Genomic DNA, 12,543 nt, shown 5'->3' with positions numbered 1-12,543 from the left:
TATGCCGCAAGACAGCATGGCAATCGTGGCCACGGGTTGGACAATCGCTGTCGCTTGCGGAATAGTTTGCCACAGATGAGGGCGGGACAGGCAAGCCGGTGCAGGAAAGCGATTTATACGCGCCCGTGAAGGCGTTTCTTGAGGCGCAGGGCTATACCGTCAAGGGCGAGGTCGGCGCTGTCGATGTTCTGGCCTGCCGCGGGGCGGATGATCCTGTGGTGGTCGAGTTGAAAACCGGCTTCTCTCTGGCACTCTTGCATCAGGCGATTGCACGGCAGGCGGTCACCGATGTTGTCTATGTCGCGGTGCCCTACCGTAAGGGCAAGGTCGCGGCGCGGGCCATGGCCGCGAATGTCGGGCTGTGCCGCAGGCTGGGGCTTGGCGTGTTGAGCGTGCGCGAAAGTGACGGGTTGGTTGTGGCCCATGCCGATCCCGGCCCCTTCCGGCCGCGCAAACAGCGCAAGCGCAAAGCGACCTTGCTGCGTGAATTCCAGCGTCTGGAAGGTGATCCAAATCGCGGCGGATCGGTCAGGCAGGGGCTGATGACAGGATACAGGCAAGACGCGCTGCGCTGCGCGGCGGCTCTGGCGCAGGATGGCCCCAGCCGCGGGCGCGATGTGGCGGCGGCTACGGGCGTCACAGTGGCCACAAGGATCATGGCGGACAACCATTATGGCTGGTTCGTCCGGGTTGCGACGGGCGTCTATGCGCTGACGGAACAGGGTCAGGATGCATTGCGCTGACTGCGTGTCAAAACGTGCAGATTTTTCCGAACTCGGCTGTTGACAGCTAGCGACCGCTTCCCTAGCTATGCGTCGTTAGCACTCGACGAGGTTGAGTGCTAATACCCCGAACGGGGTTCAAGAGAAACTTTGAGCCAAGGAGCCTCAGAGATGGCATTTACACCGCTTCATGACCGCGTGCTGGTCCGCCGCGTGGAAAGCGACGAAAAGACCAAGGGTGGTCTGATCATCCCCGAAAGCGCAAAAGAAAAACCCGCGGAAGGCATCGTTGTCTCCGTTGGTGCCGGCGCCAAGGACGAAGATGGCGACCGCATCGCAATGGATGTCAAAGCAGGCGACAAAGTCCTGTTTGGCAAATGGTCCGGCACCGAAGTCACCCTTGATGGTGAAGAACTGCTGATCATGAAAGAATCCGACATCATGGGCATTATTGCCTGATCGTCATCCCTGACATTCTGATATCTAGGAGCAAGCATAATGGCTGCTAAAGACGTCAAGTTTTCTACCGATGCCCGCAATCGCATGCTGAAAGGCGTGAACATTCTGGCAGACGCGGTAAAAGTCACGCTGGGCCCCAAGGGCCGCAACGTGGTTCTGGACAAATCCTTCGGCTCGCCGCGCATCACCAAAGACGGTGTGTCCGTGGCCAAGGAAATCGAACTGGAAGACAAGTTCGAGAACATGGGCGCGCAGATGGTGAAGGAAGTCGCTTCCCGCACCAATGATGAGGCCGGCGACGGCACCACCACCGCGACCGTTCTGGCGCAAGCGATCATCAAAGAGGGCATGAAAGCCGTTGCGGCTGGCATGAACCCGATGGATCTGAAGCGCGGTATCGACCTTGCAACCACACGCGTTGTCGATGCGATCAAGGCGGCTGCCCGTGACGTGAGCGACAGCGCCGAAGTCGCACAGGTCGGCACCATCTCGGCCAACGGCGAAGCGGAAATCGGTCGTCAGATCGCAGACGCGATGCAGAAGGTTGGCAACGAGGGTGTCATTACCGTCGAAGAAAACAAGGGCCTCGAGACCGAGACCACTGTTGTCGAAGGCATGCAGTTCGACCGTGGCTACCTGAGCCCCTATTTCGTGACCAACCCCGACAAGATGGTTGCCGAGCTGGAAGACTGTCTGATCCTGCTGCACGAGAAAAAACTCTCGTCGTTGCAGCCGATGGTTCCGCTGCTCGAGTCCGTGATCCAGTCGCAAAAGCCGCTGCTGATCATCGCTGAAGACGTCGAAGGCGAAGCGCTGGCAACCCTGGTTGTCAACAAACTGCGCGGCGGTCTGAAAATCGCTGCTGTCAAGGCCCCTGGCTTTGGTGATCGTCGCAAGGCGATGCTGCAGGATATCGCCATTCTGACCGGCGGTCAGGTGATCAGCGAAGATCTGGGCATGAAGCTGGAATCCGTCACGATGGATATGCTGGGTTCGGCCAAGAAAATCACGATCAACAAGGACGAAACCACGATCGTGGACGGTCACGGTGCGAAGCCCGAGATCGAGGCACGCGTGTCGCAGATCCGTCAGCAGATCGAAGAAACCACCAGCGATTACGATCGTGAAAAGCTGCAGGAACGCGTTGCCAAACTGGCAGGCGGTGTTGCCGTGATCCGCGTTGGCGGCATGACCGAAACCGAAGTGAAAGAGCGTAAGGACCGCGTCGATGACGCCCTGAACGCGACTCGCGCTGCGGTGCAGGAAGGTATCGTCGTCGGCGGCGGTGTGGCCCTGATCCAGGCTGGCAAGTCGCTTGACGGTCTCAAAGGCGCCAACTCCGATCAGGACGTCGGCATCTCGATCGTTCGCAAGGCCATCGAAGCGCCGCTGCGCCAGATCGCCGAAAACTCGGGTGTGGACGGTTCGGTTGTCGCGGGCAAAATCCGCGAAAGCAACGACAAGACCTATGGCTTCAACGCGCAGACCGAAGAATATGGCGACATGTTCAAGTTCGGCGTGATCGACCCGGCCAAGGTTGTCCGCACTGCTCTGCAGGACGCAGCCTCGGTTGCCGGTCTGCTGATCACCACCGAAGCCATGGTCGCAGATCGTCCGCAGAAAGAATCTGCTGGCGGCGGCATGGGCGGCGGCATGGGTGACATGGGCGGCATGGGCGGCATGATGTAATCTGCCCCCCGCAGAAAACCGGAAAGGGCCCGCCATCGGCGGGCTCTTTTGCATTGGTGTGCCAAAGAACGCGTCCGCGCTGAACAAGGCCAACGGCTGCCGTGCATTGCCGCATCTCGGCCCGACGCTGCGCGGCTTGGCGACCATCTGCCACGTCGATCACGGTAACCGCGTCAGCCCCAGAAACTCCCTGAACGCAGCGTCATAGGCGGCGGGGTCTTCTGCGTGCGATTGCAGATGGTCGGCGCCTGTCAGATGCGGAACGGTCAGCACGCCTGTATCCGAGGCGGCGCGCAGGTCGATCAGGGTCTGGCTTGTCCAGACCGGAACCACGCGGTCCTGCTGGCCATGTGCCACGAACATCGGCCCGTAGAAGCCCGCAAAACGTCCGGTCACGTTGGCCTCGCGCAGGTTTGCGGGATGCGTGAACCACAGCAGAGCCTGCGTTGTGCCGGCTACCATGCCTGGTAGCGGCAGTCCCATGTTGCGGGCAAGATGTTCCAGAATGGCCCTGAATTCCAATGCGGGGGAATCAAGCGCGATAGAACTGACGCGCGCGGCCTCGGGGCTGCGCGACATGAACTGGCCCAGAATGGCCCCACCCATCGAATCGGCGATGACCATCACCTCGCCATAGCCGCGATCGCGCAGCGTCAGCACCGCCGCCTCCAGGTCGCGCCATTCGGTCAGGCCAAAGCCGTAGCGTTCGTCCTCGGTGGCGGGGGCGTTGTCGTCATTGCGGTAGCTGACCAGCAGAAGCGGCAACCCCGCCTCCTGCAACAGCGGCAGATAGCGGTAGCCATCCTCGCGCGCGCCGTCGATGCCGTGCACATAGATCGCGGCCAGATGCGGCTCGGGTGCTGCGGGACGGAAGGGTTCTGGCACCAGCCACGCCTCGGCGGGGCCAAGTTCGGTCTGGATCGCCACTGTCTCGAAGGGCAGGCCGAAGGCCGTCTGTGGATCGCCGCGATAGCCAAGGCGCAAGGGATCGCTCGGTCTGGCGGCACCCTCCTGCATTTGCGACAGCGCGCCGACTGTCAGATACTGGCTGGCAATCCGGTGCAAGCCCAGCGAGGCGCTGACAATGTAGAGCAGGATCAGGACGATCAGGGCCAGCAACAGTGGAGGCCCGTATTTGCGGAGACGGGATCGGCGTCTGACGCGGACCATGGGCATTGGGTTTATCCTCGCGGGCATTGCGCCTGTCAGAACAGCCTAGACTGCCGCGACCACGTGGATCAAGCGTTGCGGCTGCGGGTTTTGCAGATGGGCTATTCTGTCTGGCGGGCAATTGCGCTAGCGGTAGCAGATGCGCCTGTTTCTTCTGACCGCCCTCACTATGCTGGCCTTTGCCGCCAATTCCATCCTGAACCGGATGGCGCTGGAGGATGGCACGACCGGACCTGCCGCCTTTGCCGCGATCCGGCTTGTTGCGGGGGCGTTCTGCCTTTGGGCGCTGGTTGTGTTGCGCGGCGGCGGGCCGCGCCCGATTTGGCAACCTTGGGGAGCGGCCAGTCTGGCGCTTTATGTACTGGGGTTTTCGTTTGCCTATGTCACCTTGCCTGCGGGTGTCGGCGCGCTGATCCTGTTCGGCGGTGTGCAGATCACCATGTTTGCAGGGGCCCTGATCCTGCGAGAGGTCGTGCCACCGAGGCGCTGGGCAGGCGCTGCGCTGGCCTTTGGCGGGCTGGTCTGGCTGCTATGGCCTGCGGGTGGCGTGGCGCCTGATCCGTTGGGGGCAATTTTGATGGCGGCTGCCGCTTTCGGCTGGGGCGTCTATTCGTTGCTGGGGCGCGGGGCGACCGATCCCTTGCGGGCTACGGCTGGCAATTTTGTTTTTGCAGCCCCTTTGGGACTGGGTCTGCTGGCGGTTCTGCCTGACGGGGTCACGCTGTCAGGAGCAGGGCTGGCCGTGATCTCGGGCACGGTGACGTCGGGATGCGGCTATGCGTTGTGGTATGCTGTTCTGCCGCAGCTTGGATCGTCGCGCGCCGCTGTGGCACAGCTTTGCGTGCCGGTCATCGCGGCGTTGGCAGGATTGATGCTGCTGGGCGAGGTGATCAGCCTGCGTTTCATCATGGCTTCGGCTCTGGTGCTGGGCGGCGTTTTGCTGGCGGCGCTGCCGCCTCAGAGGTGCAGGATCAGTTCAAGCGGATCGTAGCCGAACCCCCTTTGCCACGCGACATCGGGCAGTCTGTCGGGTTTGAGGCGCATTGCGCGCGCCTCGGCTTGTGTGACGAAGCGGCGGCGGGTCACGATGCCTTCGGGATCGGACCAGTCATCCGTCAGCGTGCCTGCGATGATGCTGCAACGGAAAAAAACCTCGACCTGATGGAAACCGCGTTCGGGGTCGTGGAACTCGTTAACCAGACAGGGCGGGCCGACACGGATGGTCAGGCCTGTTTCCTCATGCACTTCGCGGATCAGGTTGTGGGGTAGGGATTGGCCTGCATCGACACCGCCGCCGGGGGCGCACCACAAATCGGATCCGGGATCGCGATAGGCATTCACCAGCAACAGGCGGTTGTCGTGCAGGATCACCGCGCGGGTGGCAAGTCTTGGCTGGGGCATCATTCCTCGGATGGTCGGGGATTTATTGGGCTTTTGCGCATGCGCAAAGGTGACTATCTGTCAGGCATGAAACATCGCGCTCTTAGATATGTCACGGGTTCTTTTCTGGCTCTCTTCAGTGCGGCCTGTGGTCTGTCCGGTGAACCTGCCCTGCCGGACGATGCAGACTGCGTGGTGCTGTTGCATGGTCTGGCGCGGACAGAATCCTCGTTCCTTTTGATGGCGCAAGTGTTGGCGGCTGATGGCTACAAGGTTGTGAACCCCGGCTATCCCTCGACCGAGGAAACGATCGGCAATCTGGCCCGAACAGTGCTGCCGCGCGCGATTGCGGATTGCGACGAGCGGACAACGCATATCGTGACCCATTCCATGGGAGGTATCCTGACCCGCTTCTGGCTGGCCGGAAACCGTCCTGCAAAACTGGGGCGTGTCGTGATGCTGGCGCCACCGAATGCAGGGTCGGAGATTGTGGATGTCTTGGGTGATATCGAGGCGTTTGACTGGTGGAACGGGCCTGCGGGTCAACAGTTGCGGACCGGCGAAGGTGGTGTGCCTGCCCGCCTTCCGCCTGTCGATTTCGAACTGGGGGTGATTGCAGGGGACAGGTCGCTGAATCCTGTCTTCTCGACCATGATCGACGGTGCGGATGATGGCAAAGTATCTGTGGAGTCGACCAAAGTTGACGGTATGTCCGATCATATCGTGCTGCATGTCACCCATACTTTCATGATGAACAACCCGCTGGTGATTGCGCAGGTCGAACGGTTTCTGGAAACGGGTGCCTTTGATCCGTCAATCACCTGGGGAGCTGCGATCATGGATCTGCCGGTGACCGAATTTCCGGTGCTCGAGTGACGGGTTCCCTGTCGCTGACCATGACTGGGGCCGAAGTTTTGCGCCCCGATGGTCTGGAAATCGCGCCGCTGTCATTGACGGGGGGGCGGATTGTTGTTGCGGACCAGCCAAACAGGGTTGATCTGACAGGTTTCCGGATCCTGCCCGGAATCGTCGATATGCACGGCGACGGGTTCGAGCGGCATCTGGCACCGCGGCGCGGGGCGATGCGCGATCTGGGGCACGGGCTGGCCTCGACCGAGGCGGAGCTGGCCGCCAACGGAATCACCACCGCGATGCTGGCCCAATTCTGGAGCTGGGAAGGCGGGATGCGCGGGGCCGATTTCGCGCTGCGGTTTCTGGAGGCGCTGGACGGGTATCGCGGTCTTGGCACTGATATGCGCGCGCAATTACGAGTCGAGACCCATTGTTTCGAGGAGTTTGACGCCATCGCCGCCACGGTGCAGCGCTACGGACTGGGCCATGTTGTGTTCAACGACCATCTGCCCCATGCGGCTTTGGCAGCCGGCAAACGCCCGCCGCGCCTGACCGGACAGGCACTGAAAAGCGGTCGCAACCCCGAGGTCTATCTGGCGCTGATGCAGCGCCTGCACGCGCTCGCCGACAGGGTGCCACTAGAACTTGACCTTATGGCCGCGCGTCTGGCCGCGCAGGGTGTGATCCTTGGCAGCCATGACGACACCACAGCCGAGGGGCGCGCGGTATGGCGCGCGCGGGGTGTGCATCTGTCGGAGTTTCCCGAAACCCGAGTGGCCGCAGCCGAGGCGCGGGCCGGTGGCGACGGAGTCATTATGGGTGCACCCAATGTGATGCGGGGCGGGTCGCATTCCGGCAATGTCTCGGCGCAGGAACTGGTCGAGGCGGGATTATGCGATGCGCTGGCCTCGGATTACTACTATCCCGCGCCGCGTCTGGCGGCGATGATGATGGCCGACAGGATCGGACTGCCCTCTGCGTGGAACCTGGTCTCGTCAGGGCCTGCGCGCCTGTTGGGATTGGCGGACCGTGGGCGTCTGGTGCCCGATTTGCGGGCCGATCTGGTGGTGTTGGACCAGTCGGGCGCGCTCGGGGCCACGATTGCGGGCGGGCGCATCACCTATATGGCAGGTGCCGTGGCCGCGCGTTTTGTTGCGGCGATCTAGGCCGCAAACCGGAAAATAACGCGCCACCCCCGAGGGAGGGTGGCGCGCCTCTTCAGACAGCTGTTGCGTCTTGGGAACTCTGGGTCAGCTGTCCATCACGAACTGGTAGCTTGCGGGGACATAGTGGAAACCCGCATCGCGGGTCTCGACGAAACCCAGCGCCGGGAAGGGCATATGGTAGCCGATAAAAGGAATACGGTCGGCTGCAAGCATGTCCAGAATGCTGCGACGGGTCACGGCGGCGGCTTCCTTGTCCATATCGAAACGCACCTCCCAATCGGGATGGGCCAGCGACCAGACATAGTGGTTGGCGAAATCGGCCCCCAGCACAAGCTGCTGGCCCTCGCTTTCAAACATATAGGTCATATGGCCGGGCGTATGGCCAAAGGCCGCCATGCCAGTGATGCCCGAAGCGACGCTGCCGCCGTCCCCGATCATCTCCATCTGTTCCGCCATGGGACGGACATTGTTGATGAAGCCTTCGTTGTCGGTGCCGTTCCAATGGTCGAATTCCGTCGATCCGGTGACGTAGCGCGCATTGGGGAAAGTGGCCGCGCCATCGGTCATCAATCCGCCGATGTGATCGCCATGCATGTGGGTCAGAACGACGACGTCGATCTGGTCCGGCGCATAGCCCGCCGCGGCCAGTGCAGCGGTGATGCCTTCACCGTTCAGGCCGGTATCGAACAGGACCAACTCGGATCCTGTGTTCACCACCGTGGGGGTGAAGAAGAACTGCGACTTGTCTGTGGGTATCATCGCCGCCTCGGAGGCTGCGGCGAATTCTTCTGGCGTGGCGTTCAGGCCGAAAATCGTGTTCGGATCGGGCACGGTGCGTGTGCCTGCCAGCAGAGAGGTGACATCAAAGCCACCCAGCTTGATCCGGTTGAATGGTGCGCGGGCGGGGCCGACAAGCGGTGCAGCAGCGCTGGCCTGCGTAGCGGCCATGCCCGCCAGCGGCAAAGCTGCGGCAGTGGACAGAACGGAACGGCGGGACATTTTCATCTGGCTCATCATGGCCTCCTCTCGATGTGGCAGTTTCCTGCAACATAGCACAGTGATCTGCCAAGGGTTGTGCGCTCGCGCTCAAGTGATGTGCCTGAATGCGGAGGCCGCCCGAAACCCGCGCCTGGCATGGATGGCGCAGGCGATTTCTGGACAAATGCCTGCGCCTGTGACACAGGACGATCCAACAGGAGATGCCCCCATGACCACCACCCGTTTCGCCCCGTCGCCCACAGGATATATCCACGTGGGCAACCTTCGTACCGCGCTGATGAACTACCTGATCGCCCGCAAGACCGGCGGTACGTTCATCCTGCGGATCGACGACACCGATCAGGAACGCTCGAAAGAGGAATATGTCGAGCAGCTCAAGCGTGATCTGGAATGGCTTGGGCTGGAATGGGACCGTGTCGAGCGGCAGTCCCTGCGCCTTGACCGCTATGCCGAGGCGGCTGACCAATTGCGCGCGATGGGGCGTTTCTACGAGGTGTTCGAGACCCCGACCGAGTTGGACCTCAAGCGCAAGAAACAGCTTAACATGGGCCGCCCGCCAGTCTATGACCGCGCGCATCTGGGTCTGACGGATGACCAGAAGGCGGCGTTCCGTGCCGAAGGGCGCGAGGGCTATTGGCGCTTCAAGCTGGATCAGGAACGGATCGAATGGGCCGATGGCATCCTTGGCGATATCTCGATTGATGCGGCCTCGGTGTCCGATCCGGTGCTGATCCGCGCGGACGGCCAGGTGCTCTATACACTGGCCTCGGTGGTGGACGACACGGATATGGGCGTAACCCATATCGTGCGCGGGTCCGATCATGTGACCAACACGGCGACGCAAATCCAGATCATTCAGGCGCTGGGCGGTGCTGTGCCGTCTTTCGCGCATCATTCCTTGCTGACCGGTCCGCAGGGCGAGGCACTGTCAAAACGTCTGGGCGCGCTGTCGATCAAGGATCTGCGCGCACAAGGGATCGAGCCGATGGCGCTTCTGTCCCTGATGGCGCGGTTGGGATCGTCCGATCCGGTTGAATTGCGCGCCAGCATGGACGAGTTGATCGAAGGCTTCGACATCACCCGCTTCGGCGCGGCACCGACCAAGTTCGACGAGCAGGATCTGTTCCCGCTGACCGCAAGACACCTGCAATCATTGTCGCTGGATGCTGTTTCCGCCGATGTAGCAGCGCTGGGTGTGCCGGATGATCTGGCCGCGCAGTTCTGGGATGTGACGCGTGACAATATCACGACCCGCGCCGATCTTGCGGGCTGGTGGACGCTATGCCGCGACGGGGCAGCCCCTGTGATCGCCGATGAGGACCGCGCCTTTATCGCCGAGGCGATGGCACTGCTGCCCGCGCGGCCCTTTGATGCAACGACGTGGAGCCTTTGGACCGCCGCGGTGAAAGAGGCGACAGGCCGCAAGGGTAAGGGGTTGTTCATGCCGCTGCGGCTGGCCCTGACAGGTCAGGCGCACGGGCCGGATATGGGCGCGCTGATGCCGTTGTTACAAGTCATCCGCGCCAAGGGCTGAATTTTCACAGCCAATCGGGAAGGTGGGCTGTCTGCCCCCCCCATGCGCCGAACGATGTTCGACGCCCCCGAGGATATTTATGTCAAGAAGACGCATTGGCCGCGATCCGGGCCGAGTTCGGATAAAACGCATCCTTCATACAACAAACGCGCGGCCGGTTGATCCATGTCAATCACATAAGGGCTAAAGGCGGGCAGGTTGATGGCAACCCCATACAGGGAAGGCTGCGATATGCGAATTACGAAACGAACAAATTTGGCGATGCGCGTCTTGATGTATTGCGCGGCGAACGAAGCGCGTCTGGTAACGAAATCCGAGATTGCCCGCTGTTGCAACACCTCCGAGAACCATCTGGCTCAGGTGATCAACCAGTTGGGGCAATTGGGTTATCTGCGTACCCAGCGCGGCCGCAACGGCGGTTTAATGCTGGGGCGGGAGATGGCTGCGATCCGGATCGGAGATGTGTTTCGCGCGCTGGAAAGTCAGGTGCCCATCGCGGAATGCTTTGCCGATGTGGACAATACATGCCCTCTGGTGGATGCTTGCAGGCTCAGGGTTGCCGTGGCCGATGCCGCAGAGGCGTTTTACGCGCATCTGGACGACATTACTCTTGACGCGCTGGTCTGCGGCAATACGCGTCTGCTTGAAATCATGCATCCGATTGCCTGCCGCGCCTGAAAAGCGCTTTTTGCGCCGCCGCCCGAAAGCGACCACTTGTCGGGATGTTACGACTCGTTTATGGCTTGAATTGTCAGATCGGGAGAACCGGGTAACCGGTGCCGAAGGAGCAACCGCCCCGGAAACTCTCAGGCCCAAGGACCGGTCAGACACGACAGACTCTGGAGAGTGGTGCCTTGAGCACCCGCCGACGGGATAACGATCTCAGGCATCAGGACAGAGGGGGCATCAAGACCTGCGGATTGCGCGGGAAAAGGATGCCGATTGATTGATTCACATGGTCAGCGCGGCGCATCGAAAGGGATACGATGAGCGAGCTTTTGCATTTGCCGCTAGAGGAATTGCACGTCGAGCTTGGCGCCAAGATGGTGCCATTCGCAGGATATGCCATGCCAGTCCAATACGGGCTTGGCGTGATGCAGGAGCATCTGCACACGCGCAAGTCTGCCGGTCTGTTCGATGTCAGCCATATGGGGCAGGTGATCCTGCGCGGACCGGATTTTCAGACCATCGCCCTGGCGATGGAGGCATTGGTGCCGGTGGATATCGCGGGGCTTGGAATGAACCGGCAGCGCTATGGCTATTTCACCAATGAGGCAGGCGGGATCGAGGACGATCTGATGCTGGCCAATCGCGGTGACTACCTTTTCGTGGTGATCAACGCGGCCTGCAAAGACGCCGATGTCGCGCTGATGCGGGCAGGCTTGCCGGAGGGTGTCTCGCTAGAGGTGATCAGCGACCGTGCGCTTCTGGCGCTGCAAGGCCCGCTGGCCGAGGATGTGCTGGCGGGGCTGAACGATGCTGTACGCGATATGCGGTTTATGGATGTGGCCGATCTGGATCTTGCAGAGGCTGTCTGTTGGGTGTCGCGCTCGGGCTACACGGGCGAGGACGGGTTCGAGATTTCGGTGCCCGCCGATGCTGCCGAGAATCTGGCGCGCGCCCTATTGTCTGATGACAGGGTCGAGGCGATCGGCCTTGGTGCGCGCGATTCCTTGCGTCTGGAAGCGGGGCTTTGCCTTTACGGCCATGATATCGACGCCACAACATCGCCGATCGAGGCGGGGCTTGGCTGGGCGATCCAGAAGGTGCGCCGGGCCGGTGGCACTCGCGAGGGCGGATTTCCGGGGGCTGCGCGCATCCTTGCGGAACAGGCGCAATCCGCGTCCCGCGCCCGTGTCGGTCTGCTGCCCGAAGGCCGCGCGCCGATGCGCGAGGGGGTCGAACTGTTCAGCACCGCAGAGGGAGGCGTAGCCATCGGGCGCGTTACTTCGGGCGGCTTTGGTCCGACCATCGGTGCGCCTGTTGCCATGGGCATGGTTGCGCGTGATCATGCCGCAGTGGGAACCCCGCTTTTTGGCGAGGTGCGGGGCAAGCGGCTGCCGGTTGCCGTGGTGCCCTTGCCCTTTACGCCTGCAAATTTCAAACGTTAACACAAAGCGACAGCGCCAACCAAAAGGGACCAGAGCGATGAAATATACTGAAGATCATGAATGGCTGCGTATCGAGGGGGATCTGGTCGTGGTCGGGATCACCGAACATGCCAGCACGCAGCTTGGCGACGTGGTTTTCGTGGAACTGCCCGAGGTCGGCACGATGGTTGCCGCCGGTGACGAGATTGTCGTGATCGAAAGCGTCAAGGCGGCCTCCGACATCGCAGCGCCCCTGGATGGCGAGATCGTCGAGATCAACGAGGTCATCGTGGACGAGCCCGGCAAGGTGAACAGCGACCCCACAGGTGATGCGTGGTTCTTCAAGATGAAGATCGACGATCTGTCCCTGCTGGACCAGTTCATGGACGAGGATGAATACAAGGATCTGGTGGACTGATCCCACAGCATCCTGCACGCGGCCCCGCCGTCTGCGGGGCTGCCTGCGCCAGAATGCGACGACA

The 12,543-nt window shown here is 61.7% G+C and carries 13 protein-coding genes and 1 riboswitch; of the genes, 10 read left to right on the top strand and 3 right to left on the bottom strand.

Annotated elements, in window-relative coordinates:
• The first annotated feature begins 98 nt into the window (after positions 1 to 98).
• The 3 genes from K7H22_RS08805 (at position 99) to groL (ending at position 2,870) form a co-directional block, all read left to right on the top strand.
• Complete coding sequence (locus tag K7H22_RS08805; RefSeq protein ID WP_230800374.1) at positions 99 to 743, top strand: DUF2161 domain-containing phosphodiesterase; 645 nt, start codon at positions 99 to 101, stop codon at positions 741 to 743.
• Between the two features lie 150 nt (positions 744 to 893).
• Positions 894 to 1,181: a co-chaperone GroES gene (locus K7H22_RS08800; RefSeq protein ID WP_230800373.1), complete on the top strand. Its 288-nt coding sequence runs from the start codon at positions 894 to 896 to the stop codon at positions 1,179 to 1,181.
• Positions 1,182 to 1,220: 39 nt separating this feature from the next.
• Complete coding sequence (groL, locus tag K7H22_RS08795) at positions 1,221 to 2,870, top strand: chaperonin GroEL (RefSeq protein ID WP_230800372.1); 1,650 nt, start codon at positions 1,221 to 1,223, stop codon at positions 2,868 to 2,870.
• Positions 2,871 to 3,029: 159 nt separating this feature from the next.
• Here groL and K7H22_RS08790 read toward each other — a convergent pair whose 3' ends face one another.
• Complete coding sequence (locus K7H22_RS08790; protein ID WP_230800371.1) at positions 3,030 to 3,989, bottom strand: alpha/beta hydrolase; 960 nt, start codon at positions 3,987 to 3,989, stop codon at positions 3,030 to 3,032.
• 190 nt (positions 3,990 to 4,179) lie between these two features.
• Here K7H22_RS08790 and K7H22_RS08785 point away from each other — a divergent pair, with 190 nt between their 5' ends.
• The gene (locus K7H22_RS08785; RefSeq protein WP_230800370.1) at positions 4,180 to 5,031 is read left to right on the top strand and encodes a DMT family transporter; all 852 of its coding nucleotides are present in this window, start codon (positions 4,180 to 4,182) and stop codon (positions 5,029 to 5,031) included.
• Here K7H22_RS08785 and K7H22_RS08780 read toward each other — a convergent pair.
• Positions 4,998 to 5,441 (bottom strand): NUDIX domain-containing protein, encoded by a 444-nt coding sequence (locus tag K7H22_RS08780; RefSeq protein ID WP_230800369.1) that lies wholly within the window; start codon positions 5,439 to 5,441, stop codon positions 4,998 to 5,000. The genes K7H22_RS08785 and K7H22_RS08780 overlap by 34 nt on opposite strands.
• A gap of 39 nt (positions 5,442 to 5,480) precedes the next feature.
• On the opposite strand from K7H22_RS08780, the gene K7H22_RS08775 reads away from it, so the two are divergent.
• Entirely contained in the window at positions 5,481 to 6,296 is an 816-nt protein-coding gene (locus tag K7H22_RS08775) for an alpha/beta fold hydrolase (RefSeq protein ID WP_230800368.1), read from the top strand.
• Positions 6,293 to 7,438, top strand: coding sequence for an alpha-D-ribose 1-methylphosphonate 5-triphosphate diphosphatase (locus K7H22_RS08770; protein WP_330165848.1), 1,146 nt, complete (start codon positions 6,293 to 6,295; stop codon positions 7,436 to 7,438). Before K7H22_RS08775 ends, K7H22_RS08770 begins: the two co-directional genes overlap by 4 nt.
• Positions 7,439 to 7,522: 84 nt before the next feature.
• Here the strand turns inward: K7H22_RS08770 and K7H22_RS08765 are convergent, their stop codons facing one another.
• On the bottom strand, positions 7,523 to 8,455 hold the full coding sequence (locus tag K7H22_RS08765) for an MBL fold metallo-hydrolase (protein WP_419248164.1): 933 nt from the start codon (positions 8,453 to 8,455) through the stop codon (positions 7,523 to 7,525).
• Positions 8,456 to 8,645: 190 nt separating this feature from the next.
• Between K7H22_RS08765 and gltX the strand changes: the two genes are divergently transcribed.
• The 4 genes from gltX to gcvH all read left to right on the top strand — a co-directional run bounded on the left by gltX (position 8,646) and on the right by gcvH (position 12,479).
• Positions 8,646 to 9,971, top strand: coding sequence for a glutamate--tRNA ligase (gltX, locus tag K7H22_RS08760; protein WP_230800366.1), 1,326 nt, complete (start codon positions 8,646 to 8,648; stop codon positions 9,969 to 9,971).
• Between the two features lie 231 nt (positions 9,972 to 10,202).
• Positions 10,203 to 10,649, top strand: a complete 447-nt coding sequence (locus K7H22_RS08755) for an RrF2 family transcriptional regulator (protein WP_230800365.1) — start codon at positions 10,203 to 10,205, stop codon at positions 10,647 to 10,649.
• A 69-nt stretch (positions 10,650 to 10,718) separates the two neighbouring features.
• Positions 10,719 to 10,803: riboswitch (glycine riboswitch) on the top strand.
• 154 nt (positions 10,804 to 10,957) lie between these two features.
• Positions 10,958 to 12,082 (top strand): glycine cleavage system aminomethyltransferase GcvT, encoded by a 1,125-nt coding sequence (gene gcvT, locus K7H22_RS08750; RefSeq protein WP_230800364.1) that lies wholly within the window; start codon positions 10,958 to 10,960, stop codon positions 12,080 to 12,082.
• 37 nt (positions 12,083 to 12,119) lie between these two features.
• Positions 12,120 to 12,479, top strand: coding sequence for a glycine cleavage system protein GcvH (gene gcvH / locus K7H22_RS08745; protein WP_230800363.1), 360 nt, complete (start codon positions 12,120 to 12,122; stop codon positions 12,477 to 12,479).
• The last annotated feature ends 64 nt before the right edge of the window (positions 12,480 to 12,543 follow it).

Source organism: Seohaeicola saemankumensis, assembly GCF_021021435.1.
In the GTDB taxonomy this organism is placed as follows: domain Bacteria; phylum Pseudomonadota; class Alphaproteobacteria; order Rhodobacterales; family Rhodobacteraceae; genus Seohaeicola.
This window is presented reverse-complemented; position numbering and strand designations above follow the sequence as displayed.

Coding starts and splice junctions, on each gene's coding strand:
- K7H22_RS08785 (WP_230800370.1), top strand. CDS start 4,180: ATGCGCCTGTTTCTTCTGACCGCCCTCACTATGCTGGCCTTTGCCGCC.
- gltX (WP_230800366.1), top strand. CDS start 8,646: ATGACCACCACCCGTTTCGCCCCGTCGCCCACAGGATATATCCACGTG.
- K7H22_RS08755 (WP_230800365.1), top strand. CDS start 10,203: ATGCGAATTACGAAACGAACAAATTTGGCGATGCGCGTCTTGATGTAT.
- groL (WP_230800372.1), top strand. CDS start 1,221: ATGGCTGCTAAAGACGTCAAGTTTTCTACCGATGCCCGCAATCGCATG.
- K7H22_RS08800 (WP_230800373.1), top strand. CDS start 894: ATGGCATTTACACCGCTTCATGACCGCGTGCTGGTCCGCCGCGTGGAA.
- K7H22_RS08775 (WP_230800368.1), top strand. CDS start 5,481: ATGCGCAAAGGTGACTATCTGTCAGGCATGAAACATCGCGCTCTTAGA.
- K7H22_RS08765 (WP_419248164.1), bottom strand. CDS start 8,455: ATGATGAGCCAGATGAAAATGTCCCGCCGTTCCGTTCTGTCCACTGCC.
- K7H22_RS08780 (WP_230800369.1), bottom strand. CDS start 5,441: ATGCCCCAGCCAAGACTTGCCACCCGCGCGGTGATCCTGCACGACAAC.
- gcvH (WP_230800363.1), top strand. CDS start 12,120: ATGAAATATACTGAAGATCATGAATGGCTGCGTATCGAGGGGGATCTG.
- gcvT (WP_230800364.1), top strand. CDS start 10,958: ATGAGCGAGCTTTTGCATTTGCCGCTAGAGGAATTGCACGTCGAGCTT.